Consider the following 19,917-nt stretch of genomic DNA (forward strand, 5'->3'; position numbering starts at 1 on the left):
GTTGGCGCGTCGAGCCTCACGCGACCTTCTGAGGGGCGGGGGCGGGAGGAGCGGATTGTTCCTCGTACAACCTGTACTGGTTTCGCCCGGACTCCTTGGCCTGGTAGAGCGCGAAGTCGGCGCGGGCCGGCAGGTCGAGGCCGTCGCGGCCTGCATCGCTCGCCACCGCAACACCGATGCTGACCCCAATGCGGACATCCGTTCCGGCGATGCGGTAGGGCTCGGAGACGCGCGAGATGATGCGATCGGAGAGGAGGCCCGCGTCCTTGACCGTCTTGATGGCGCTCTGGAGGATGACGAACTCGTCGCCGCCCAGCCGCGCCAGCGTGTCGTTGTCGCGTAGCAAGTCCTTGAGACGCACTGAGACCTGGCGCAGCAGTTCGTCGCCGGCCTCGTGCCCGAGGGTGTCGTTGACGTGCTTGAAGCGATCGAGATCGAGTGCCAGCAGCGCGATGGGGTCGCTGCCCTTGTTAAGTGCTTCGAACGCCTGGGTCAGCCGCTCCTGGAACATGGCGCGGTTGGCGAGGCCAGTCAGCGGATCATGCAGGGCGCGGTAGTGGGCTTCAGCGCGGGCCGCTTCCAGCTCGGCCGATGAGCGCTGCAGGCGGCGCATCAGCAGGGCGATGACGACGGTGGCGCCGACAAGGTTGGCAAGCAGCCCTGGAAGGGTCTCGGAGAGAATCTGGGCGCCGGGGCGATCGGGCAGCCACTTCATGTAGGCCACGGGCTGGCCGGCATTGTTGTTCATCGGCACGACGGCTTCGCCGTCGGCAGGGGTCGGGTCGGTAGAAAAGTGCGCGCCATCCAGCATGAACTGCTCGGAAAGCTCGGTGGCGATCGCCTCATCGAGGAAGCGGACGATGACGTGAAAGAATGTGTGGTCAGGCGGCACCATCAGGTCGTCGCTCTCGGCGACGATGGGGACGACGCCGATGAGGGCGGGCTTGCCGCTGACGATTGCCACGTCCATGGCGACAGGAACTTCGCCGAAGCCGTTGTTATACGAGGCGATGGCGGCCCGGCTGTCGACGGTCTGGAGCGTCTTTGCAAGTGGCAGGATGCTGGCACTGTCCTCAGAGAAATTCGTCGGCGGAGTTTCACCCCCCTCGCGCATGGCGAAGACGGGCCGCAGGTCGGGATCGAGAATGTAGATGCGGTTGTATTTGTAAGCCGCGTAGACGTTGGTCCCCATGTTCTCGGTGATCCAGGCCATATCGAGCGGATGGTCCAACGCTTCCACCGCTTCGTCCCAGGTGGACTGCTCGCGGCTTTCGTCCGCCATCTTGCTGCGGGCACTTTCTGAGATGTGGGAGAACAGCCGGATCTGGCGGTCCAGTGCACGCTCGTTGCTCTTTTCCGTCGACAAGGCGATGAAGCCACCGGCCATAAGCACAAGCACCGCGATTGCCAACGCCACCGGTAGCAAGACTTTGAATGAGAAGCTCCAGTTACGGATTGCCTTGCGCTGCATTTTTCGACCGCTCTCCAAAACGTGCTGGAGTGTAGCGGGGGGAGGGCAAAGCACTTCTTACCGGGCGCCGGCCATTCGCGATGGTGGTAAACGGAGAGCTATCAAGCGACAGCCGTGACATCGAGCGGCTGTCCGCTGGTCAACTGTTCGAGGCGGGCTGCGGTCAGCGGCGGCGAGAGCAGATAGCCCTGGAAGGTGTTGCACCCCATCGCCAGCAGGGTGCGGTGCTGCTCGGAGGTTTCGACGCCTTCGGCGGTCACTTCGATGCCCAGCGCGTGCGCGAGGGTGACCATGGCCTGCACGATGGCGTTGGAGGGACCGGCAACGTCAAGTTGCTTGGTGAACGAGCGGTCGATCTTGATGCGGTCCAACGGGTAGCGCTTGAGGTAGTTGAGCGATGAGTAGCCGGTGCCAAAGTCATCGAGTGCGATCTGGATGCCGGCCTCGCGGAAAGCGTTGATGGAGTTTGCGATGGTATTTTCGTCATCGAGCAGGATGCTCTCGGTGATCTCGATCTCAAGATCCTGGGCCCGCATTCCGGACTCCGCGAGGGCCTTGAAAACGAGGTCCGGGAAATGCGGGTTGCGCAATTGTACGGGCGAAATGTTGACCGCGATGGTGTGGCCCGGCCATTGCGCACCGACTTTGCAGGCCTCGCGCAGCACGAACTCTCCCAGCGGTTCGATCAGGCCGGAGCCCTCGGCGATGGCGACGAAGCGGGCGGGTGAGATGTGGCCGAGACGGGGATGCGACCACCTGACGAGAGCTTCGGCGCCGAGGATCTGACCGTCCTCCCTGCCAAACAGCGGCTGGAAGGCGACCCAGAGCTGGTCGGGTTGCTTTAGTGCGTCTCGCAGATCCGCCTCGATGCTGTGGCGTGACTGGACGACGTCATTCATGGTCTCAAGATAGACCACCGCCCGGTTGCGGCCGGCGGATTTGGCTTCATAGAGGGCGATATCGGCCTTCCGCGCCAGCTCGCTGCGGTTGGTGTCGCTGGATGCAGCGATGACGACGCCGATGCTGACGCCCACAAAGGCCTCGCTGGACTGGAGCCGGAACGGGTTCGAGATGGCCTCGATGATTGCCGCGGACAGCACCGCCACATCGGATTCCGTGCGTCGGCAGAGGATGGCAAACTCGTCGCCTCCGAGGCGGGCGAGGACCTCACCGGGGGCGAGGAGCTTCCGCAATCGCTGTCCGACAGCCTTGATCAGTTCGTCGCCGGCATGGTGGCCCAGCGTGTCATTGACCTGCTTGAAGCGGTCGAGGTCCATCATCAGCAGACCGATGGGCCGGTGGCGCTGACGCGGCTCGGAGAGCAGTTGTTCGAACTGCAGCTCGAAGCTCAGGCGGTTCGGCAGACCGGTGAGTACGTCTTCGGCGGCGATGCGTTCGGCATCGAGGCGGTTGGTTTCCATGGCGGTCGAGGATCGCCACAGGCGGTTGAACAGCACGGCGAGGATCAGGGAAACGACGAGAAATGCCACCACCAGCGCAGGGGCCGTGCGGTTCAACAATTCTGAACCCGGCCGGTAAGGCGACCATTCGAAGAAGGCGATCATTCGACCGGCGCGATCGGTGATCGGCACGGTGGCATAGCCGGGGGTTGTGGCGACGGTCGCGAAGCGTCCGACTTCCATGAGGTACTTGCTGACTAACGCCAGCTCAAATCGAGCATCGAGATAGGCGACACTGACCAGAATAGGCTCCTCGCCTGCCGGAACCGCGATATTGCCGCTGTCAGACACGACGGGGATGGCACTGACGATGGCGGGGGTGCCGGCGAGGAGCACGAAGTCGGTCACGTGGGGAGGTGTATCGACGTAGCCGGTGCGGGCGAGAGCGCGCACTTCGTGGATGATGGGCAAAAGCGTTGCCGAACGTTCGGCGAAGGTTTGTGTAGGCATGCGAATGCCCGTACGGACGACGTAGCTCGCGGTGTCATCTGGAAGGACGATGTAGGTCTCGTCGTGGCCGAAATAGCTGTGCAGCCACTGGCCGATATTGGTGTCCAGCCAATCAAGATCGCGGTTTTCGATCGCCTTGAGCGCCGAATCCCAGATCGCGACGCTTTGCTGATCGTGGGGAAGCTGCCGGAGCTGGCCGTCAACAATACGTTGGATGCGCTGTGTCTGGCGACCCAGCGCGCTGCCGTCGATCTCATGTCCGGACCAGATGACGAGGCCTGCGAGAAATGCTGCCGTAAGGCCGAAAATCGCGAGGACGGAGGCGAGCACCGAAACCGAAAAGGATTGCAGGGATTTTTCGCCGCGGATCGGGAACATTGCACTTCGCGCCAGACAGTGCAGACACCTTCGGGGTTAAGTTTTTCGAACTCGTTACGTTTCCGGCATGCCCGTTGAATATTATGCAAAACGGCGTTCAGGCGTTGTCCTTGAACAGCACTTCACGGTCCTGGGTGAAGTTGGCCAGCAGCGGCAATGACGCGCCGCCCATGGCACGCGCTGCATTGCCGATGCTGCCGGGGAGCAGGCGAAAGCTCGATAGCCCCTGGCGATTGACCTTTGCGACGGCCTCTCGCGTCCTGTCGATGATGCGGGTCCGCACGCTGGTGGGGAACGCGCCGTCGATCAGCACAGATTGCAGGTCGATCACGGCGACGGCGGCGACGATGGCATAGGCAAGGCTGACAGCGACCTCCTCGATCCACTCGTCGAGCACGGGACCGAGGTCGTCGCCCCAATCGTCAGGCGATTGCCAGAGGATATCGGCATTGCGGCCAGCGGCGATGAGCTTGCGCTCGAGAACGTAGATCGAGGCGACGTTCATCATCTGCGCGCCGCCTTGGCTGGAGCCCGAATGCGAGAATGCGGGAGCCGGCATCGACCCGAGAGCGCCAGCGTTCTGCGTGCGCCCAGGGAACAGGTGCCCATTGAGCACCAGCCCACCGCCGATAAATGAGCCAATGAAGACATAGAGATAGTCGATGTGCTCACTGCCCGTTCCGAACATCAGTTCGGCGGCGCAGGCGGCGGTGATGTCGTTGGCGAAATAAACCGGCCAGGGGCAGAACTCGGCAATCATCGAGCGCATGTCGACATCGCGCCAGGCATCGATTTCGTCCTTTGGGGCACCGATCTCTTCGTGCCAGGTCCACATCTCGTAGGGAGCTGCGATGCCGAGACCGGCGATGCGTTTGACGAGGTGGGGCGGCACTTCGGACAGCAGCGTCTGGATGCCCTCCTGCGCGAATGCGCGGACGCCATCGGGCGTTGGGTAGGGGTAGATCTTGTGCAGCAGTTTCAGGATCTTGCCGGTGAAGTTGATCAGGTACAGATCAACGCTGCGCCGCCCGATCTTGAGCCCGAAGGACAGCGCGCCCTCGGGATCGAGGGAGTAGGGGACCAAAGGCTGGCCGACCTTGCCGCGCACCGGCGTGCCGCGCTTCAGCAGCCCATCTACGGTCAGCTGGTTCATGATGATGGAGATGGTTTGGGGGGACAGGCCAGTCATGCGGGCGATGTCGGCCTTGGGCAGTTCACCGTGCCGGCGGATCAGCGACAGCACCAGGCGCTCGTTGTAGAGGCGCACGCCGATCTGGTTGGTGCCGCGACTGGCTGCTCGAGGCTTGATGCTGCTGGCGTCGGTGGTCACCCCCCGGAACTCCTTAAAGAATTTCAATAGCAATGACGTGTTCGAAACGGCACCACAAAGCCCTTTCGAAGCGCAAATTGCAATCGATTACAAGGGTTTCCTCCTCCCTTGATGACGCAGACCCTCCTCCGGGAGAGCCAGCCTGTCAATTAATAAATCAAGTGGATTAACTTATTGACAGGAGGGTGCGGTTTGCGCTGTATGGGCGCCGACGCATCGGGAGGAGCGTTCAAACACTCCCCCAATTGCGCATTTTCCCGGGCGGCCTGCTGCTCGGAAAGCAACCCAATGGGAGGACTACGACGTGAACAACCTGAAAAAAGTGCTGATCCTGGGCGCTGCCGCGCTGGGCATGATGTCGGCTCCGGTGATGGCTGCCGATCTCGCCTGCCTGATCACCAAGAACAACACCAACCCCTTCTTCGTGAAGATGAAGGAAGGCGCCGAGGCTGCCGCCAAGACCGCAGGGCTCGATTTCAAGGCCTATGCCGGTGTGACGGATGGTGACGCTGCCCCGCAGATCACCGCGATCGAAAACTGCGTTGCCGCCGGTGCTAAGGGTATCCTGATCACGCCGTCCAACGACTCGGTTGGCCCGGCCCTCAAGGACGCTCGCGCTGCAGGTCTCCTGGTGATCGCGCTCGATACGCCGCTCGCCGACAAGGATGCGCAGGACATGACCTTCGCGACCGACAACTTCCAGGCCGGTTTGCTGATCGGGCAGTGGGCTGCCGCCAAGCTCGGCGCCGATGGCGTCAAGACGGCCAAGATCGCCATGCTCGACATCAACAAGGACAACATCTCGGTCGACGTCGCCCGCGACACCGGCTTCCTCAAGGGCTTCGGCATCGACGTGCCTGATCTCGCCGTGCTCGGCTCGGAGACGGATACACGCGTCATCGGTCACGAAACCTCGAATGCCAATCCCGAGGGCGGTCAGTCCGGCATGGAAAATCTCCTCGCCAAGGACCCCGATATCAATGTCGTCTACACGATCAACGAGCCGGCGGCTGAAGGTGCATTCCAGGCGCTGAAGTCGGCGGGCAAGGAAAAGGGCGTGCTGATCGTTTCCGTCGACGGCGGCTGCCCGGGCGTTGCCAACGTCAAGGCCGGCGTGATCGGCGCAACCTCGCAGCAGTACCCGCTGCTGATGGCGTCCAAGGGCATCGAGGCGATCGTCACCTTCGCCAAGGACGGCACCAAGCCGGCCGCTTCCGATGGCCTGAGCTTCTTCAACACGGGCGTGAACCTTGTGACCGACCAGCCGGCCGATGGCGTGCCGTCGATCGACACGGCCAAGGGCACCGAACTCTGCTGGGGCTGATCCGTCAGCGAGGCTGACTTGACCAAGCGAAGGGCGGCGATACTGTCGCCCTTCGTGCATCTGGGACGAGCGCATAAAGCGCCGGCCAACCGGGGGGAGTGCACATATGAGCGACACTGGCTCGCCAACCAAGACTATTTCGGATTTTGAGGCGAAGCTGGCCGAGGCGGACAAGACCGTCGCGAGCTTTGCCGAGGACGACAAGAGCCTGTTTTTCCTGGTTCGGTCGTTTCTGAGGTCGTATCCGACGACCATTCCGACCCTGGTGCTGATCATCAGCGTGGTTGCCTTCGGGCTGATTGCACCCCGCTTTCTGGCAGCCGGGGCGCTATCCACTGTGCTGCAGCAGGTCACCGTCACCGGGATGGTGGCGATTGCGCAGACCCTCATCATCCTTACTGCCGGCATTGATCTTTCGGTCGGCGCGATCCTCGTGGTCTGTTCGCTGATCATGGGTAACCTCGCGGTCAACATGGGCGTGCCGGTGCCGATCGCGCTGGCGGTCGGGATCTTCTTCGGCGGGCTGATGGGTTGGCTGAACGGCATGCTCGTCGCCTACATCAAGCTGCCGCCGTTTATCGTGACGCTGGGCACGCTGTCGATTTTTACGGCGCTGAAGCTCTGGTATTCGCACTCGGAATCGATCCGCAATGCCGACCTCGTTGAAAAGGCGCCGGGGCTGTTGTGGTTCGGCGAGGCCTTCCGCTTCTGGGGCGCCAAGCTCACCTATGGCAGTCTGTCGCTGGTCGTTGTTGCGGCAATCGTCTGGTATATTCTCAACCGCACTGCCTGGGGGCGGCATGTCCACGCCATCGGTGACGATCTGGATTCGGCGCGGCTCTCGGGTATCCGAACCAGCCGCACGCTGGTGTCGGTCTACGCCTTCGCCGGAGTGATCTGCGGCTTTGCCGCCTGGGTCGCCATCGGGCGGGTGGGGTCGGTATCGCCAATCTCGTTCGACACGGTCAACCTTGGGTCCATCACCGCCGTGGTGATCGGGGGCACCTCGCTGTTCGGCGGGCGTGGATCGATCGTCGGCTCGGTGCTCGGGGCGGTGATCGTGGGTGTTTTCAATACCGGTCTGTCGTTGGCGGGTGTCGATGACTACTGGCAGATGTTTGCGGCCGGCACGCTAGTGATCATCGCCGTCGCACTCGACCAATGGCTCCGGAGGGCTTCGCAATGAGTGAGATCCAGCCGATCCTCAAGGCCCGTGGGCTGCTTAAGCGCTACGGTACCGTCGTGGCGCTCAACGGCGCGGACTTCGATCTCTATCCCGGCGAAATCCTTGCCGTGATTGGCGATAACGGCGCGGGCAAATCGACGCTGATCAAGGCGATCAGCGGAGCCGTGCTGCCCGATCATGGGGTCATCGAACTCGAGGGTAAACCGGTCAACTTCCGCTCGCCTGACGACGCGCGGAAGGCCGGCATCGAGACGGTGTACCAGAACCTCGCCCTGTCGCCGGCGCTATCGATTGCCGACAACATGTTCCTCGGCCGCGAAGTGCGGAAGAAGGGCTTTCTCGGCTCGGTGCTGCGGATGATGGACCGCTCAGGCATGCAGAAGTTCGCGCGCGAAAAGCTGAGCGAACTGGGCCTGATGACCATCCAGGACATTACCCAGGCGGTCGAAACCCTTTCGGGTGGGCAGCGGCAGGGTGTGGCGGTGGCGCGGGCGGCGGCGTTCGGATCGAAGATCATCATCCTCGATGAGCCGACTGCAGCGCTGGGTGTGAAGGAATCGCGGCGCGTGCTGGAATTGATCCTCGATGTTCGTTCGCGCGGCATCCCGATCATATTGATCAGCCACAACATGCCGCATGTGTTCGAGGTTGCCGACCGCATCCACATCCACCGGCTGGGCAAGCGGATTGCGGTGATCAACCCGAAGGACTATTCGATGTCCGATGCGGTGGCGATCATGACGGGCGCCATGCCGCCGCCCGAAGCGGGCGCCAAGGGGCCGTCACACCACTACCAAGTGGGCGAGGAGATCGCGCAAACACAATGACTAAAGTCCGCGCCCTGGTGCTCGAACGCCAGCATGAACTGACGCTTCGCGACATTGACCTGCCGATGGATGTCGGCCCCGGCATGGTCAAGATCAAGCTCCACACGGTGGGCGTCTGCGGATCGGACGTCCACTACTACACCCACGGCAAGATCGGCCCGTTTGTGGTCAACGCGCCGATGGTGCTGGGACATGAAGCGGCGGGGACGGTGGTCGAGGTCGGCGCGGGCGTCACCCATCTCAAGGTCGGCGACCGGGTATGCATGGAGCCGGGCGTGCCCGACCCCAACTCGCGCGCCGCACGACTGGGCATGTACAATATCGATCCGGCCGTGACGTTCTGGGCGACGCCGCCGATCCATGGCGTGCTGACCCCGAACGTGGTGCATCCGGCCAACTACACCTTCAAGCTGCCTGATAACGTCAGCTTTGCCGAAGGCGCGATGGTCGAGCCGTTCGCGGTGGGGATGCAGGCGGCGACCAAGGCGAAGATCACGCCCGGCGATACCGCGGTGGTGATCGGGGCAGGGCCGATCGGCACCATGGTGGCTCTCGCGGCGCTGGCAGGTGGCTGCTCGCGGGTGATCATCGCGGACCTGGCGCAGCCCAAGCTCGATATCGCGGCGAAGTACCAGGGGATCATCCCGGTCAACGTCAAGGATCAATCGCTGGTGGGCGAGATCAACCGGCTGACCGAGAACTGGGGCACCGATGTGGTGTTCGAGTGTTCGGGCAGCCCGCGCGCCTGGCAGGGGATCATCGACCTTGTGCGTCCGGGCGGCACGGTGGTGGTGGTCGGGTTGCCGGTCGATCCGGTCAGCTTCGACATTGCCTCGCTTTCGGTGAAGGAAGTGACGATCACCTCGGTGTTCCGCTACGCCCACCAGTATGACCGCGCCATCGCATTGATGGCGTCAGGGCGGGTCGATCTGAAGCCGCTGATTTCCGAAACGTTTGCGTTCGAGGACTCGATCAAGGCGTTCGATCGGGCGGTCGAGGGCCGGCCGACGGATGTGAAGCTGCAGATCAGGATGGAATAGCGTTGGGGCGCCCCCTCCCCCGCCTTCGGCGGTCCCCCTCCCCCGTTTGCACGGGGGAGGATCTAGAGGCCGGCGCTCTGGTCCTCCCCTGTTCGAAGAACGGGGGAGGGGGACCACCCGCAGGGTGGTGGAGGGGGCGCTCGCGCGCCGATTTTCTGGAGGGGAAAAATGGACCTCGGTCTCAAGAATAAACTCACTGTCATCACCGGCGGTAGTGTCGGAATTGGCCTCGCGGTGGCGGAGGGGTTTGCGGCCGAGGGGGCGAACGTTCTGCTGACGGCGCGGGGCGAGAAGCGGGTCGAGAGCGAGGCGGCGCGGATCGCAGCCAAGTTCGGCGTCAAGGCGTGGGGTGTTGCCGCTGACGTCGCGACGGCCGCCGGCTGCGACGCGGTGATTGCTGCCGCGGCGGAAATGGGCGGCGCCGATATCCTCATCAACAATGCCGGCACGGGCTCGAACGAGACTATCGCCGAAGCGGACGACGCCAAGTGGCAGTATTACTGGGACCTGCACGTGATGGCGGCGGTGCGGCTGGGGCGCGGGCTGGTTCCGCAGATGAAGGCGCACAAGGGCGGCGTGATCTTGCACAACGCCTCCATCTGCGCGCTGCAGCCGCTCTGGTACGAGCCGATCTATAACACCACCAAAGCGGCGCTGATGATGTTCTCCAAGACCCTCGCAAACGAGGTGGTGGGCGACAATATTCGCGTCAACACGGTGAACCCCGGGCTGGTGCTGACGCCCGACTGGATCAAGACCGCCAAGCAGATCGCTGGTGAAGACGGCTGGGAGGCGCACCTCCAAGGCGTCGCCAACGAAGCGGGCGGGATGAAGCGTTTTGCGACACCTGCCGAGCTGGCGAATTTCTTCGTGTTCCTCTGTTCCGACAAGGCGAGCTATTCCACCGGATCGACCTATTTCGTCGATGGTGGCTGGCTGAAGACGGTTTGACGCTGCCCCTCTCTGGCGCGGTGCTTGGGGTCGACGTCGGTGCATCGCCGACGCGGCGATCGAGCGCGGTGTGCCTGTTGAGTTGGGACGCTCACAGCGTGCGCTGGTCGATTCAGCGGTTTCGCGCCACCCCTGAAGAGCGGGCCGAGGTGATGGGGGCGGTGATCGGCGAGACGCCGCTGCTGGCCGCGGCGTTCGACGGGCCGTTTCGCGGGGCGCTGGACATCATCGGTTTCTATCGCAAGGCCGAGTGGGTGCTGACGCGGCGGGAGTTTCGCCTGCGCATCGGCAAGCCGGGGCAATCGAGCGCGCCGATCGGCAAGCTGCTCAACGAACACACCAACTATTGCGTTGAAGCGGCGCTGCCGATGGTGGGGCGGGCGCAGCATGCGGGGGCGATCCACCGCAAGGCTGTGGTTGAGGCGTTTCCCAATTCGTTTCTGGGCTTGATGCTGCCTGATCCTGAGGCCCTCGCCGTCAAACGCGCAGACAGATCGGATGGGTATTTCGCGCATCTGGCGGTCGATGGCACGCTCGACCGGTTATTGAACCTGCTGCTGCCAGGAAGAAATGCACAATCGCGGCCTGAAGCCATCACCAATCACGACGATCGGGCGGCGCTGATCTGCGCGCTGACGGCGCTGGGTGTGGCGGCGGGCCAGTTCGTTTCGGTGGGGGACGAAGAGGGCAGGATCGTCCTGCCACCAGCACCGATGCTGGCGCCGTGGGCGCGGCAGGCGTTGTTCGATACGCCGGATCTTGCCCCCTACCTGCTGGTTGAGGGCGGTGGCTGAACTACTCTGCTGGCTGCGCCTCGGTGCGCGCCTGCTCCTTGCGCACCATAGCCCACACGATGGGCACGGCGACCAGCGGCACGATGGCGAACAAGCCATAGAGCCAGTTCGACGCATTGATGGTGGCCGGGATGCCTTTGCCGCTGGCCAGGCCCGCCGCATTGACGACGACGCCTGCAAAGGCCGCGCCGAAGCCGCCTGCGAACTGTTGCACCATCGAGATGGAAGCTGAGGTCAGGTCGCGTTCGCCCTCGGGTGCAGCCTGCAGGAGCCGGGTCGAAATGTGCGGCCAGGCGATACCGATGCCGGCTCCCAATAGGACGAGGGCGATGCCCACCGGGACCAGCGGAGCGAAGGTGCCGCTGCTATTGTCCTGGCCCATGAAGATGGCGAGCCCGGCGATCGAGAGAAACTGCAGGGCCGGGCCGCAGATCAGTGCCAGGCGAGCACGGGAGGCGGACCAGCCAGACACCACCATTGAACTCGCGCTCCAGCCCAGCGCGACGAGGGCGATCATGTAGCCGGCGACGAGGGGCGACTGGCCGTGAAGCCGTTGCAGGAACAGCGGCACGAACATGTCGCAGGCGATGGCGACGTTGATCAGCACCATGGTGGCATAGAGCGCCGAGAGGCCGGAACTGATGGTGAAGGTGCCGCGTGGAAAGAGGCGAGGTTCGCGGTGCCGGTCGATCACGCCCAGCGCAATGACCGCCAGCACCGCGAGTCCGACCAGGAGCGCAGGCAGGATAGCGCTCTCGGTCAGGATGGATGCTACCGAGACGGCGAAAACCGCGCCGACCAGCAGCAAAATCTGGAAAAGGGGGAAACCCTGGGGCGCGCGCTCGTCGCTGGACTTGGGGATGACGCGCACAGCAAGGACGCCGAGGAGTGCGGCGAGGGGGACAATGCCGAGGAAGGCCCAGCGCCAGGCATCGAAGGCGGCGAAGATGCCGCCGATGGCAGGCCCGATCAGGGTAGCGATGCCCCAGACGCCAGAGATCAGCGCGAATGCGTGCCCCCAGAGACGCTCGGGGAAAACGATGCGGATCATGGTGTAGCTCATGGCGGCCGTGAGGCCGGCGCCAAAGCCTTGAACCGTGCGGCCGACCAGCATGATTTCCATGTTCGGCGCGATCCCGCAGATCAGGCTGCCGAGCGCGAAGCCGGTGGCGGCCGCCACATAGGCGCCGCGCGGGCCGATGCCGAAGGGGCGGAGCGCGGCAAAGATCGAGGCGAAGATCGAGGCCACAACGAAGACCGTGGCGTTCCAGGCGAAGAGTTCCAACCCGCCAATGTCGGCCACCACCGATGGCAGGATGGTGGAGCCGATGAAGAACTCGATGGCCTGCAGCGCCACGCCGCCGGTAAAGACCGCCAGGGCGAGGGCGTGGTCGCCGGCGAGCAGCTCGCGCCAGCCGCCTTTGGTGTCAGTCATTCTGGAGGTCTCCGGCTGGGGGTAGTCAGATCGTTGCCGCAGCTTTACAACCTCAACTTCGGTTGAGGTAAAGGGGGAAAGTTGCGAAATGGCGCGTGAGCTTACAGTGGGCGAAGTTGCCCAACGAAGCGGCCTCGCGGTTTCTGCGCTGCATTTTTATGAGCGCAAGGGATTGATCCGCAGCCATCGAACCGGCGGCAACCAGCGCCGCTATGAGCGCGATGTGCTGCGGCGGCTGGCGATTGTGCGCATGGGGCAGGAGTTGGGGATTCCGCTGGCCGAGATTGCGGGTGCCCTTGAGCGCTTGCCCGTGGGGCATGTTCCCACCGTGGCTGACTGGCGGGCGATGTCCGAGAACTGGCGTGCCACGCTCGATCGTCGAATCACACTGTTGACCCGGATGCGAGACGAACTCAGCGGCTGCATCGGGTGCGGATGCCTCTCAACGCAGAGCTGCCCGCTGATGAACCCGGCCGACCACCTTGGGGAAGAGGGGAGCGGGCCGCGGCGGTTGTTGCGCGCCGGGTCTGACAGTCGAGAGAGTTGATTGCGGGGGGAGACAGTGCAGCGCGGCTGCGGCAAGGGAGGGACGAACCGCAGCCGCGCTGACAACTATCGCCGCTGCCCGTGTCTGCTGCATCGGGCAGTAGCTGGGAGGCGGGGTCGCATCGGCTGACGCGCCCCCGACCTTCCGAAGCTGGCTGTCAACGCGGGGAGGGATCGCGGTAACCACCAGTTATAAGACCGGCGTTTGGGGCGCCGGCCATGCCGTCAGCACTGCTGCAGGGAACAGCTGTGCGACGGAATGCAGATTTGGCGGGCTAGGCCGCCGGAAGATGTGACGGGAGGCGAGCTTGGGAATGCAATCGGCAGTGGCCTGCCTAGAGCAACACGCCCCCCGTCTGGCACGTAACCTGTGGACGCAGTGATTACGTGCCAACCGCATCCAGGCGCTGATTGCGCACCCAGAAACTGATGATCGCCGCCGCTTCGCGACGGTAGAATTCCAAATCGGCATGGCGCTGGAACACAGCGTCAGCACCGGCATCGAGAAGCGCGTCGCGGTGCGCCCGCTCAAGCGTTGGAGCGATGGCAGCCACCAACAGCGACGACGCGCCGGGCAGGGCGCGCAACTGCTTGACGAACTGTTCCGTCGCTTCCGACGACGACTTCAAATCCACCAACACCAGCGCCGGCAGGCTGGCGTTATCATCGGCGAGCCACGCGGACAGTTCGGTCATGGCCAGCGTGGCATTTTCCTGCCAGCTGACGGTCGGCGCGCCGTGGGCAGCGAGCATGCGCATCAGCAGACGCGCAGAATGCAGATCGTCATCGACCAAAGCAAAATAGGGCTGGCCGCCTGTGTGGCCGTTCATGTCAAAACCTCTTGCCGCGCTTGCTCATCCGCCTCGGGCGCCAGTGGCAGGCGCCGCATATGGCTGGAGGTTGAGCATACCTCGCCTAGGCCTGACACTCTTCAGCGCAGGCAACGTTGCTCGCATTTGGTGGTTTTGGCGCACCAAGGGAAGGCAATGCGGGGTTACACGCCAGTTATCTGGATTGTATTTTACATGTAAACCAGCAATGTTCCGTCACGAATGCGTTGAGGACTGACAGTGTCAGAAGCGCTACCACGAGCATTGATCGAGGAGGCACTTGAGCAGGCGCAACGATGGTCGGGCCTCGCCCGGTCGCCGCAACTTGGCAAGTTTCTCAACTACATCGTGGCGGCGAAACTCAACGGCGACGAGGCCAATATCAAGGCCTACACCATTGCAGTTGATGTGTTTGGACGGGCCCCGGAGTTTGATCCGCAGATGGACCCGATCGTGCGGGTGCAGGCCCGGCGGCTGCGGGCGTTGCTGGACGAGTACTACCAGACCGCGGGTGCTGCGAGCCCGGTCAGGATTACCCTTCCCATTGGGCGCTACGTTCCCGAGTTCATGGCGCTGCAGGGCAAACCCGAAGTTGCACCGCAGACTGATGCCAGTGCTGCGGTGGCGCCAAAAGCGAGATCGCGCAGCGCGATTCGGTGGCGCGAGCTGTGGATACTGGTCGGGCTGACGGTCGCGGCAATCGTGGTGACGCTCTTGATCGGGGGCGCGCTGCAACCCGCCTTGCGCGGCAAGGCTGCGCCGTCGGCACCCTCGATCGAGGTGGGTGAGTTCACCTCGATTGCGGGAGACGAAGGCGCCAGCAAGGTCGTTGCCGGACTCGCTGTCGAGTTGGTGACGGACCTCCAATTGTTCAACGATATTGATGCCAGCTACTACGCCGGTGGGCTCCCGCAGGCCGGCGCCGCCCCGGCGAAGTTTCGGCTCACTGGATTTGCGAGGCGCATTGAAGGCAGACTGGTGGTGACTGCCAGCCTGATGCGAGCAGGTTCGGATGGCGTGACCTGGACACAGAGTGTCACCATGGAAGACAGCAAGGTCGACGACCTGTCCCAGGCTCTCGCGGAACATCTTGGATCGCACAGGGGACCATTGTTCGCTGATGCCATGACCTGGCTCGATCAGAACGAATCCATCGAAGGGAACGAGAGCGAGTTCATCTGTGGCCTGCTCTTCAGCCGATACCGCGACAGTTCAGGCTCTCCCGACGAGGAGCGGGCGCGATCCTGCGTTAATGCGGTTCTCGCCAAGTCGCCGAACTCAGCAGCATCCTTGGCCATGAGCTCGGCAATGCTGGTCGACTCCACTGTTGCCACATCGCCTCCTGGCCAGCTCGACCCCGAGCCGCTGCAGCAGAGCGAGCGACTGCTCAATCAGGCGCGTCAACTGGCGCCGACCAGCAGTTTTGTCTGGGAGCAGTACGGGCGATTCCTTGCGGTCGTGGCGCGCTACGGAGAAGCGGAGGAGGCTTTTGCCTCTGCAATTCAGCTCAATCCGGCCAATCTGGATTGCGAGGCCGCGCTGGCGCAGATGCTGACCATACGTGGGCCCTCGCCACGCGGCGACGCCCTTGCCCTCTCAACATTGCAGCGATCGGAGGGACCGCCGCGATGGTACTATATCGCACCCGCTCTGAACGCCTTGCGCCACGGCAACAATGCCGACGCCATGTTCAACGCCGACCTCGCCCTGAGCGCCGACCCGGAACTGGCCTCGGTGATCGAGACAGTGGCGGCGCAGCGGATGGGCAATGAAACGATCCTCAATCGCACCATCGTCCAGGTGTTGGGGACGGGCCGGTTCATGCGCTACGGCATCCTGCCGGTGCTGCGGGGACGGATTGCGGACAGCCAACTGGTCGATGATATGGCCGTCGCGCTGAGGGCCGCAGGGGTCACGGAAGCAGCGCTGAACGGGAAGCCCTGAGTTTCAGGGGGTTAGTGCACTGCCGTCTTTGAGAAAACGTTGATGACGATAACACCCGCCATGATCAGGCCCATGCCGACCAAGGCGGGAAGGTCCAGCAACTGCCGATAGATCACCCAGCCCGCGACCGATACGAGGATGATGCCGACGCCGGACCAGATGGCATAGGCGATGCCGACCGGCATGCCACGCAGCGTGAGCGACAGGAAATAGAAGGCGACGACGTAGCCAGCAACTGAGATCGCCGAGGGGATCAGCACGGTGAACCCGTCCGCAGCGCGGAGGGCCGTGGTGGCGATGACCTCGGCGACGATGGCGATGGCGAGGTAAACGTAAGCGATCATCCGGCCGCACCGAAATACTGTTCGGCAAGCCGCACAAACGCTGCGCCTCGCTCTTCAAAGTTTTTGAAGACGACACCCGGCCGCTCAAGTTGGCCGTAGCTCGGCGCACCCGGGGAGAGGATGACGGTGTCGAAGCTCCACTTTCGGGCTGAGAGAGCCTTGATGGCCTCTTCAAGGGTGCCAGCTTCAAGCACATCAATATCCGGGGCCGCCGCATAGGTGAGCGTCGCCAACCGATCACCGGTCACGGGCAGGCACACCAGCACCGTGACGCCGCGCGGGGCGAGGAGGGTCGCGAGTTCGGCATAGTTCTGCTGCCGCTCGTGGCCGCCGGCGATGAGGGCGATCCGGCTGCCATCATACGCTGACAGCGCCGCCTTGGTCGCCTCGGGGGTGGTCGAAATCGAGTCGTTGACGAACACGGTGCCGCCGAAACGGTGCTCTTCGAGCCGGTGGGGCAGGGGCACGAACTGGCCGATGCCGCGGACTATGCCTTCGATGTCTGCGCCCGCCTTCAGAGCGATCTGCGCGGCGAGGATGGCATTGTTAAGATTGTGTTCACCTTTGAGGCGGGAGCGCGTCACAGCGGTGGCAATCCGATCCCGGAGGAACGGGGCGAGTGCCGGAATAAGCCGCTTCGGATCGCGCAGCGCGGCCATCACCAGCGGATGATCCTTGGCGCCGACGCCCAGCGCGACCGGGAAGGGCGCGTCGCGATCGATCAGGTTGAGCTTGTCTTCGTAATAGCGCTCGACCGTTCGGTGCCAGTCGGTGTGCTCGGGCGAGAGGTTCGTAACCGCTGCGATATCGGGCGAAAACGCCATGTCCGCAGTCTGATAGCTCGAAAGTTCGAAGATCACGATTGGGTGCTTGTCGGCAATCTCGAGCGGTGCGAGCCCGACATTTCCGGCGAGGCCGGCGTCGAGGCCGGACTGGGTCAGCATCAGGTGCACCAGCGTAGCCGTGGTGGATTTGCCTTTCGTGCCGGTGATTGCAATGACTGTGCGACCAGCACGGTAGGTCTCGGCCCAGAGATTGAGGTTCGAGGTGACGCTGATGCCGGCCTCGCGGGCCATGGCAAAGATCGGGCGGTAGCGCGAGACGCCTGGGCTCTTGACGATTGTCGCAAAGCGCTTGTCCGCAATGGCCTGCGGCAGATCGGCCGGGGCGATGAATTCGGCGTCCGGGATATCCGCACTGCCGCTGTCTACGGTGACAAAGACTTTGGCATTCGGGGCGCGTGCCCTGATGAAGGCTCGCGTCGATTGCGCCTCGCGGCCGGCGCCGTAGAGCAGGACGGGGGCTTCAAAGCGCATGTCGTGCGACCTTCTCAAAAAGAGTGTTTGGGATCAGGTGCTCGGTGGAATCGTGCATCAGGTCGGCGAGGGCCGTCTCAAGCCGGGCGCTGCCATACTGAGTCAGCAATGCCGGCTTCAGCATTGAAACGATTGGCTCTTCTGCCCACTCTGGACGAGCCGTAAGCGCGTAAAGGCAGGCCGCGGCCTCTTCGATTTCACCAACGCACTCCCAGGGTTTCTGCCCGGCGAGACCGGTCAGTTCGCGGAAAGAATGTTCGTGGGAGGGCTGTGCCAATAGGTTCTGGCCGAAGATGCCGATGAGGCGATCCTTGTCCATGACGGGAGCAAAGATTAGGAAGACGAAGTGGCACTTGGGGCATTTGCCGCACCAGAGCGGCCCGGAATTGCCCGCCAGCTTGAAGTTCTCGTTGCAGCTCGAAAAGACGTGGTCAAAGCGGGTTTTTCGGGCGAAGAGTGCAGCGATGCGGGCTTCGGAATAGGGGCGGAGGAGCGAGAAATAGCCAAGCGCGCCGCCGGTGGCCGATGAAAGAATTCCGGCGATGAGGCGCTCGAAGTCGAGCGACTTCGAGTGCTGGTGGTTGGCTTCCCGGCCGTCGAATTCGACATTGCCTTCGCTCGCCGAGCGTTCGTTCGAGAGGATGATCCGGTTGTACGAGAACAGCAGGGCAGTGAGGGCCGCGATCATCGAGTTGATGGCGGTGGAGGGGACGTGGCCGTTGTAGTAGCCAGGCTGCTTCGACAGCAGCAGCATGGTGGGATCGAGCGTGCGGGTGACATAGAGCGGGGGGCGCCCGATCTTGTCGATGGAGCCGAGAATGGGCCCCTTGGGGTTGACGGCGAAGGGGGTGAAGTCGAGGCCCGCGGCTGCCAGCAACTCTTCACTGACCAGCGAATCCTTGCCGCCGCCGATGGGGAGCAGCGCGCGATCCTTGAGGTTTGGGGCTAGGGCGGTGAATTCAGCGAGGGGGGCGTCGATCAAAATCTGGCCAAAGCGCTTGAGATTGTTGCGGGCGTAAAATTCGCCGAGGCCGTTTTCGTAGACGTCGAGCGCGAAGGCGTGTTCGGCTGCCGACAGCGGGAAAGACGGGCTAATGCTCAGCGGTGCGGTGAGCTTGAAATAGCTGACGCCCAGAACCAATGCGGTGAGATTCAGCAGCCGCTGGAACACGGACGTTGCAACGACATCGTGCTGCCCTCCGGCGGGAAAGGTCAGCCGCTCGGTGAACGTCTTGCCGTCAAGGCCATAGCGGAATGCCGCAACGCCGGTGGCGGTGTCGAAGGTTGGCGGCAGGATGGCGAAGGTGTCGGTCACGCGTGGAACTCTGAGGCAGCAGAGCGGGTGATAGCGGATTCCATGGCTGGTGTGAAACCTCGCTGAGAGAATGGGTGTCAGTAGATCCGGACGCTCAGGCGGAGAACGATATCGGTGCCGAGGCGCTGGAAGCCGAACTCGCGCATGGTGCACTGCCAGGCCGAACCGAGGCGCTGAATGCTGAACAGGTTATAGCGGGCGGGATCGTGTCCGCCCTGTTCGTTCTGCGCAGCACCGGCGGCGGCGACGCCGACCACGGGGATGTCGCCCTTTGGCCCGGGAATGGCAAAGACGGTCGACTGATGCGTGTGACCGTGAAGGATCATTTCGGCACCATGCTCTGCAAGGACGCTGCGGAACAGCCGGGCGCCATGCAAGCCGAGGCGCGGGTTGGCGTATTCCTGGTTCGGCGGGTGATGGATGAGGACTACCCGGAAATAGCCACCGTCTCCCAGCAGCTTCAGGCTCCGTGCCAACCGCTCAGCCTGCGCCTGGTCGAAGCGTCCGCTGGAAAACCACGGCGCCGTCGGTATCGCGCTGCTGCAAGAGACAATCGCCACTTCACCAACACGGCGGATGAAAGGGAATGCCTCGGCGTCAACGGTCTCCCCGGTCGCGTAGCCGTCCCAGCGGTCGAGCGCTTTTTCCAGCTGGCCGGGAATGTAGGCGTCGTGATTGCCAGGGGTAATGCAGACAGTGGCAGGCTCGCCGAGCGTTTCCAGCCAGTTGTGGGCGGTGTTGATTTCGGCGTCGAGGGCGAGGTTCATCAGGTCGCCGGTGACCACGGTGAAATCAGGATTCTGGTCTCGCATGTGGCGCACGAGGCGGGTCAGGCCGTCGCCGTCGAGCGTCTTTTCGCGCTTGATCTTCCAATTCAGATAGCCGGTAATTCGTTTGCTCAGCAGTTCGCGCGGGCGAACCGGGGGCAGCGGCGCGAGGTGAACATCGGATAGGTGGGCTAGGGTGATCATTGCAC

Annotated in this window: 17 protein-coding genes; 8 read left to right on the forward strand and 9 right to left on the reverse strand. The window is 63.3% G+C overall.

Annotated features, from left to right (window positions below):
• Positions 1 to 16 precede the first annotated feature (16 nt).
• The 3 genes from ACO06J_RS02845 to ACO06J_RS02855 all read right to left on the reverse strand — a co-directional run bounded on the left by ACO06J_RS02845 (position 17) and on the right by ACO06J_RS02855 (position 5,089).
• Positions 17 to 1,471, reverse strand: a complete 1,455-nt coding sequence (locus ACO06J_RS02845; protein WP_421759185.1) for a diguanylate cyclase domain-containing protein — start codon at positions 1,469 to 1,471, stop codon at positions 17 to 19.
• A 101-nt stretch (positions 1,472 to 1,572) separates the two neighbouring features.
• On the reverse strand, positions 1,573 to 3,759 hold the full coding sequence (locus tag ACO06J_RS02850; RefSeq protein ID WP_421759186.1) for a putative bifunctional diguanylate cyclase/phosphodiesterase: 2,187 nt from the start codon (positions 3,757 to 3,759) through the stop codon (positions 1,573 to 1,575).
• A gap of 97 nt (positions 3,760 to 3,856) precedes the next feature.
• Positions 3,857 to 5,089 carry an ROK family transcriptional regulator gene (locus tag ACO06J_RS02855; RefSeq protein ID WP_421759187.1) on the reverse strand — a complete coding sequence of 411 codons (1,233 nt, stop codon included), beginning with the start codon at positions 5,087 to 5,089 and terminating at the stop codon, positions 3,857 to 3,859.
• Positions 5,090 to 5,441: 352 nt separating this feature from the next.
• Between ACO06J_RS02855 and ACO06J_RS02860 the strand changes: the two genes are divergently transcribed.
• The 6 genes from ACO06J_RS02860 to ACO06J_RS02885 all read left to right on the forward strand — a co-directional run bounded on the left by ACO06J_RS02860 (position 5,442) and on the right by ACO06J_RS02885 (position 11,211).
• The gene (locus tag ACO06J_RS02860; protein WP_421762437.1) at positions 5,442 to 6,413 is read left to right on the forward strand and encodes a substrate-binding domain-containing protein; all 972 of its coding nucleotides are present in this window, start codon (positions 5,442 to 5,444) and stop codon (positions 6,411 to 6,413) included.
• Positions 6,414 to 6,519: 106 nt separating this feature from the next.
• A complete protein-coding gene (locus ACO06J_RS02865) occupies positions 6,520 to 7,599 on the forward strand; it encodes an ABC transporter permease (protein ID WP_421759188.1) in 1,080 nt (359 codons plus the stop codon).
• Positions 7,596 to 8,426, forward strand: a complete 831-nt coding sequence (locus tag ACO06J_RS02870) for an ATP-binding cassette domain-containing protein (RefSeq protein WP_421759189.1) — start codon at positions 7,596 to 7,598, stop codon at positions 8,424 to 8,426. The genes ACO06J_RS02865 and ACO06J_RS02870 overlap by 4 nt, the downstream gene beginning before the upstream one ends.
• Entirely contained in the window at positions 8,423 to 9,466 is a 1,044-nt protein-coding gene (locus ACO06J_RS02875; RefSeq protein ID WP_421759190.1) for an NAD(P)-dependent alcohol dehydrogenase, read from the forward strand. The genes ACO06J_RS02870 and ACO06J_RS02875 overlap by 4 nt, the downstream gene beginning before the upstream one ends.
• Positions 9,467 to 9,634: 168 nt before the next feature.
• Positions 9,635 to 10,417 (forward strand): SDR family NAD(P)-dependent oxidoreductase, encoded by a 783-nt coding sequence (locus ACO06J_RS02880; RefSeq protein ID WP_421759191.1) that lies wholly within the window; start codon positions 9,635 to 9,637, stop codon positions 10,415 to 10,417.
• Positions 10,414 to 11,211, forward strand: a complete 798-nt coding sequence (locus ACO06J_RS02885; RefSeq protein WP_421759192.1) for a hypothetical protein — start codon at positions 10,414 to 10,416, stop codon at positions 11,209 to 11,211. The genes ACO06J_RS02880 and ACO06J_RS02885 overlap by 4 nt, the downstream gene beginning before the upstream one ends.
• A 1-nt stretch (position 11,212) precedes the next feature.
• Here ACO06J_RS02885 and ACO06J_RS02890 read toward each other — a convergent pair whose 3' ends face one another.
• Positions 11,213 to 12,646, reverse strand: a complete 1,434-nt coding sequence (locus ACO06J_RS02890) for an MFS transporter (RefSeq protein ID WP_421759193.1) — start codon at positions 12,644 to 12,646, stop codon at positions 11,213 to 11,215.
• Positions 12,647 to 12,734: 88 nt separating this feature from the next.
• Between ACO06J_RS02890 and soxR the strand changes: the two genes are divergently transcribed.
• Positions 12,735 to 13,193, forward strand: a complete 459-nt coding sequence (soxR, locus tag ACO06J_RS02895) for a redox-sensitive transcriptional activator SoxR (protein ID WP_421759194.1) — start codon at positions 12,735 to 12,737, stop codon at positions 13,191 to 13,193.
• Between the two features lie 382 nt (positions 13,194 to 13,575).
• Here soxR and ACO06J_RS02900 read toward each other — a convergent pair whose 3' ends face one another.
• Complete coding sequence (locus tag ACO06J_RS02900; protein WP_421759195.1) at positions 13,576 to 14,022, reverse strand: hypothetical protein; 447 nt, start codon at positions 14,020 to 14,022, stop codon at positions 13,576 to 13,578.
• Positions 14,023 to 14,262: 240 nt separating this feature from the next.
• Between ACO06J_RS02900 and ACO06J_RS02905 the strand changes: the two genes are divergently transcribed.
• The gene (locus ACO06J_RS02905) at positions 14,263 to 15,966 is read left to right on the forward strand and encodes a hypothetical protein (RefSeq protein WP_421759196.1); all 1,704 of its coding nucleotides are present in this window, start codon (positions 14,263 to 14,265) and stop codon (positions 15,964 to 15,966) included.
• An 11-nt stretch (positions 15,967 to 15,977) separates the two neighbouring features.
• On the opposite strand, the gene ACO06J_RS02910 is transcribed toward ACO06J_RS02905, so the two are convergent.
• The 4 genes from ACO06J_RS02910 to ACO06J_RS02925 all read right to left on the reverse strand — a co-directional run bounded on the left by ACO06J_RS02910 (position 15,978) and on the right by ACO06J_RS02925 (position 19,912).
• Complete coding sequence (locus ACO06J_RS02910; RefSeq protein WP_421759197.1) at positions 15,978 to 16,310, reverse strand: SMR family transporter; 333 nt, start codon at positions 16,308 to 16,310, stop codon at positions 15,978 to 15,980.
• Positions 16,307 to 17,626 (reverse strand): UDP-N-acetylmuramoyl-L-alanine--D-glutamate ligase, encoded by a 1,320-nt coding sequence (gene murD / locus ACO06J_RS02915; protein ID WP_421759198.1) that lies wholly within the window; start codon positions 17,624 to 17,626, stop codon positions 16,307 to 16,309. Before murD ends, ACO06J_RS02910 begins: the two co-directional genes overlap by 4 nt.
• The gene (locus ACO06J_RS02920; protein WP_421759199.1) at positions 17,616 to 18,941 is read right to left on the reverse strand and encodes a hypothetical protein; all 1,326 of its coding nucleotides are present in this window, start codon (positions 18,939 to 18,941) and stop codon (positions 17,616 to 17,618) included. Before ACO06J_RS02920 ends, murD begins: the two co-directional genes overlap by 11 nt.
• Before the next feature lie 77 nt (positions 18,942 to 19,018).
• Positions 19,019 to 19,912, reverse strand: coding sequence for a metallophosphoesterase family protein (locus tag ACO06J_RS02925; RefSeq protein WP_421759200.1), 894 nt, complete (start codon positions 19,910 to 19,912; stop codon positions 19,019 to 19,021).
• Positions 19,913 to 19,917 lie beyond the last annotated feature (5 nt).

The organism is Devosia sp., assembly GCF_965229025.1.
Classification (GTDB): Bacteria; Pseudomonadota; Alphaproteobacteria; order Rhizobiales; family Devosiaceae; genus Devosia_A.

What these genes read in the sequence shown, in the direction of transcription:
- ACO06J_RS02845 (WP_421759185.1), bottom strand. Translation starts at nt 1,471, where the DNA reads ATGCAGCGCAAGGCAATCCGTAACTGGAGCTTCTCATTCAAAGTCTTG.
- ACO06J_RS02850 (WP_421759186.1), bottom strand. Translation starts at nt 3,759, where the DNA reads ATGTTCCCGATCCGCGGCGAAAAATCCCTGCAATCCTTTTCGGTTTCG.
- ACO06J_RS02860 (WP_421762437.1), top strand. Translation starts at nt 5,442, where the DNA reads ATGATGTCGGCTCCGGTGATGGCTGCCGATCTCGCCTGCCTGATCACC.
- ACO06J_RS02865 (WP_421759188.1), top strand. Translation starts at nt 6,520, where the DNA reads ATGAGCGACACTGGCTCGCCAACCAAGACTATTTCGGATTTTGAGGCG.
- ACO06J_RS02870 (WP_421759189.1), top strand. Translation starts at nt 7,596, where the DNA reads ATGAGTGAGATCCAGCCGATCCTCAAGGCCCGTGGGCTGCTTAAGCGC.
- ACO06J_RS02875 (WP_421759190.1), top strand. Translation starts at nt 8,423, where the DNA reads ATGACTAAAGTCCGCGCCCTGGTGCTCGAACGCCAGCATGAACTGACG.
- ACO06J_RS02880 (WP_421759191.1), top strand. Translation starts at nt 9,635, where the DNA reads ATGGACCTCGGTCTCAAGAATAAACTCACTGTCATCACCGGCGGTAGT.
- ACO06J_RS02890 (WP_421759193.1), bottom strand. Translation starts at nt 12,646, where the DNA reads ATGACTGACACCAAAGGCGGCTGGCGCGAGCTGCTCGCCGGCGACCAC.
- soxR (WP_421759194.1), top strand. Translation starts at nt 12,735, where the DNA reads ATGGCGCGTGAGCTTACAGTGGGCGAAGTTGCCCAACGAAGCGGCCTC.
- ACO06J_RS02900 (WP_421759195.1), bottom strand. Translation starts at nt 14,022, where the DNA reads ATGAACGGCCACACAGGCGGCCAGCCCTATTTTGCTTTGGTCGATGAC.
- ACO06J_RS02910 (WP_421759197.1), bottom strand. Translation starts at nt 16,310, where the DNA reads ATGATCGCTTACGTTTACCTCGCCATCGCCATCGTCGCCGAGGTCATC.
- murD (WP_421759198.1), bottom strand. Translation starts at nt 17,626, where the DNA reads ATGCGCTTTGAAGCCCCCGTCCTGCTCTACGGCGCCGGCCGCGAGGCG.
- ACO06J_RS02925 (WP_421759200.1), bottom strand. Translation starts at nt 19,912, where the DNA reads ATGATCACCCTAGCCCACCTATCCGATGTTCACCTCGCGCCGCTGCCC.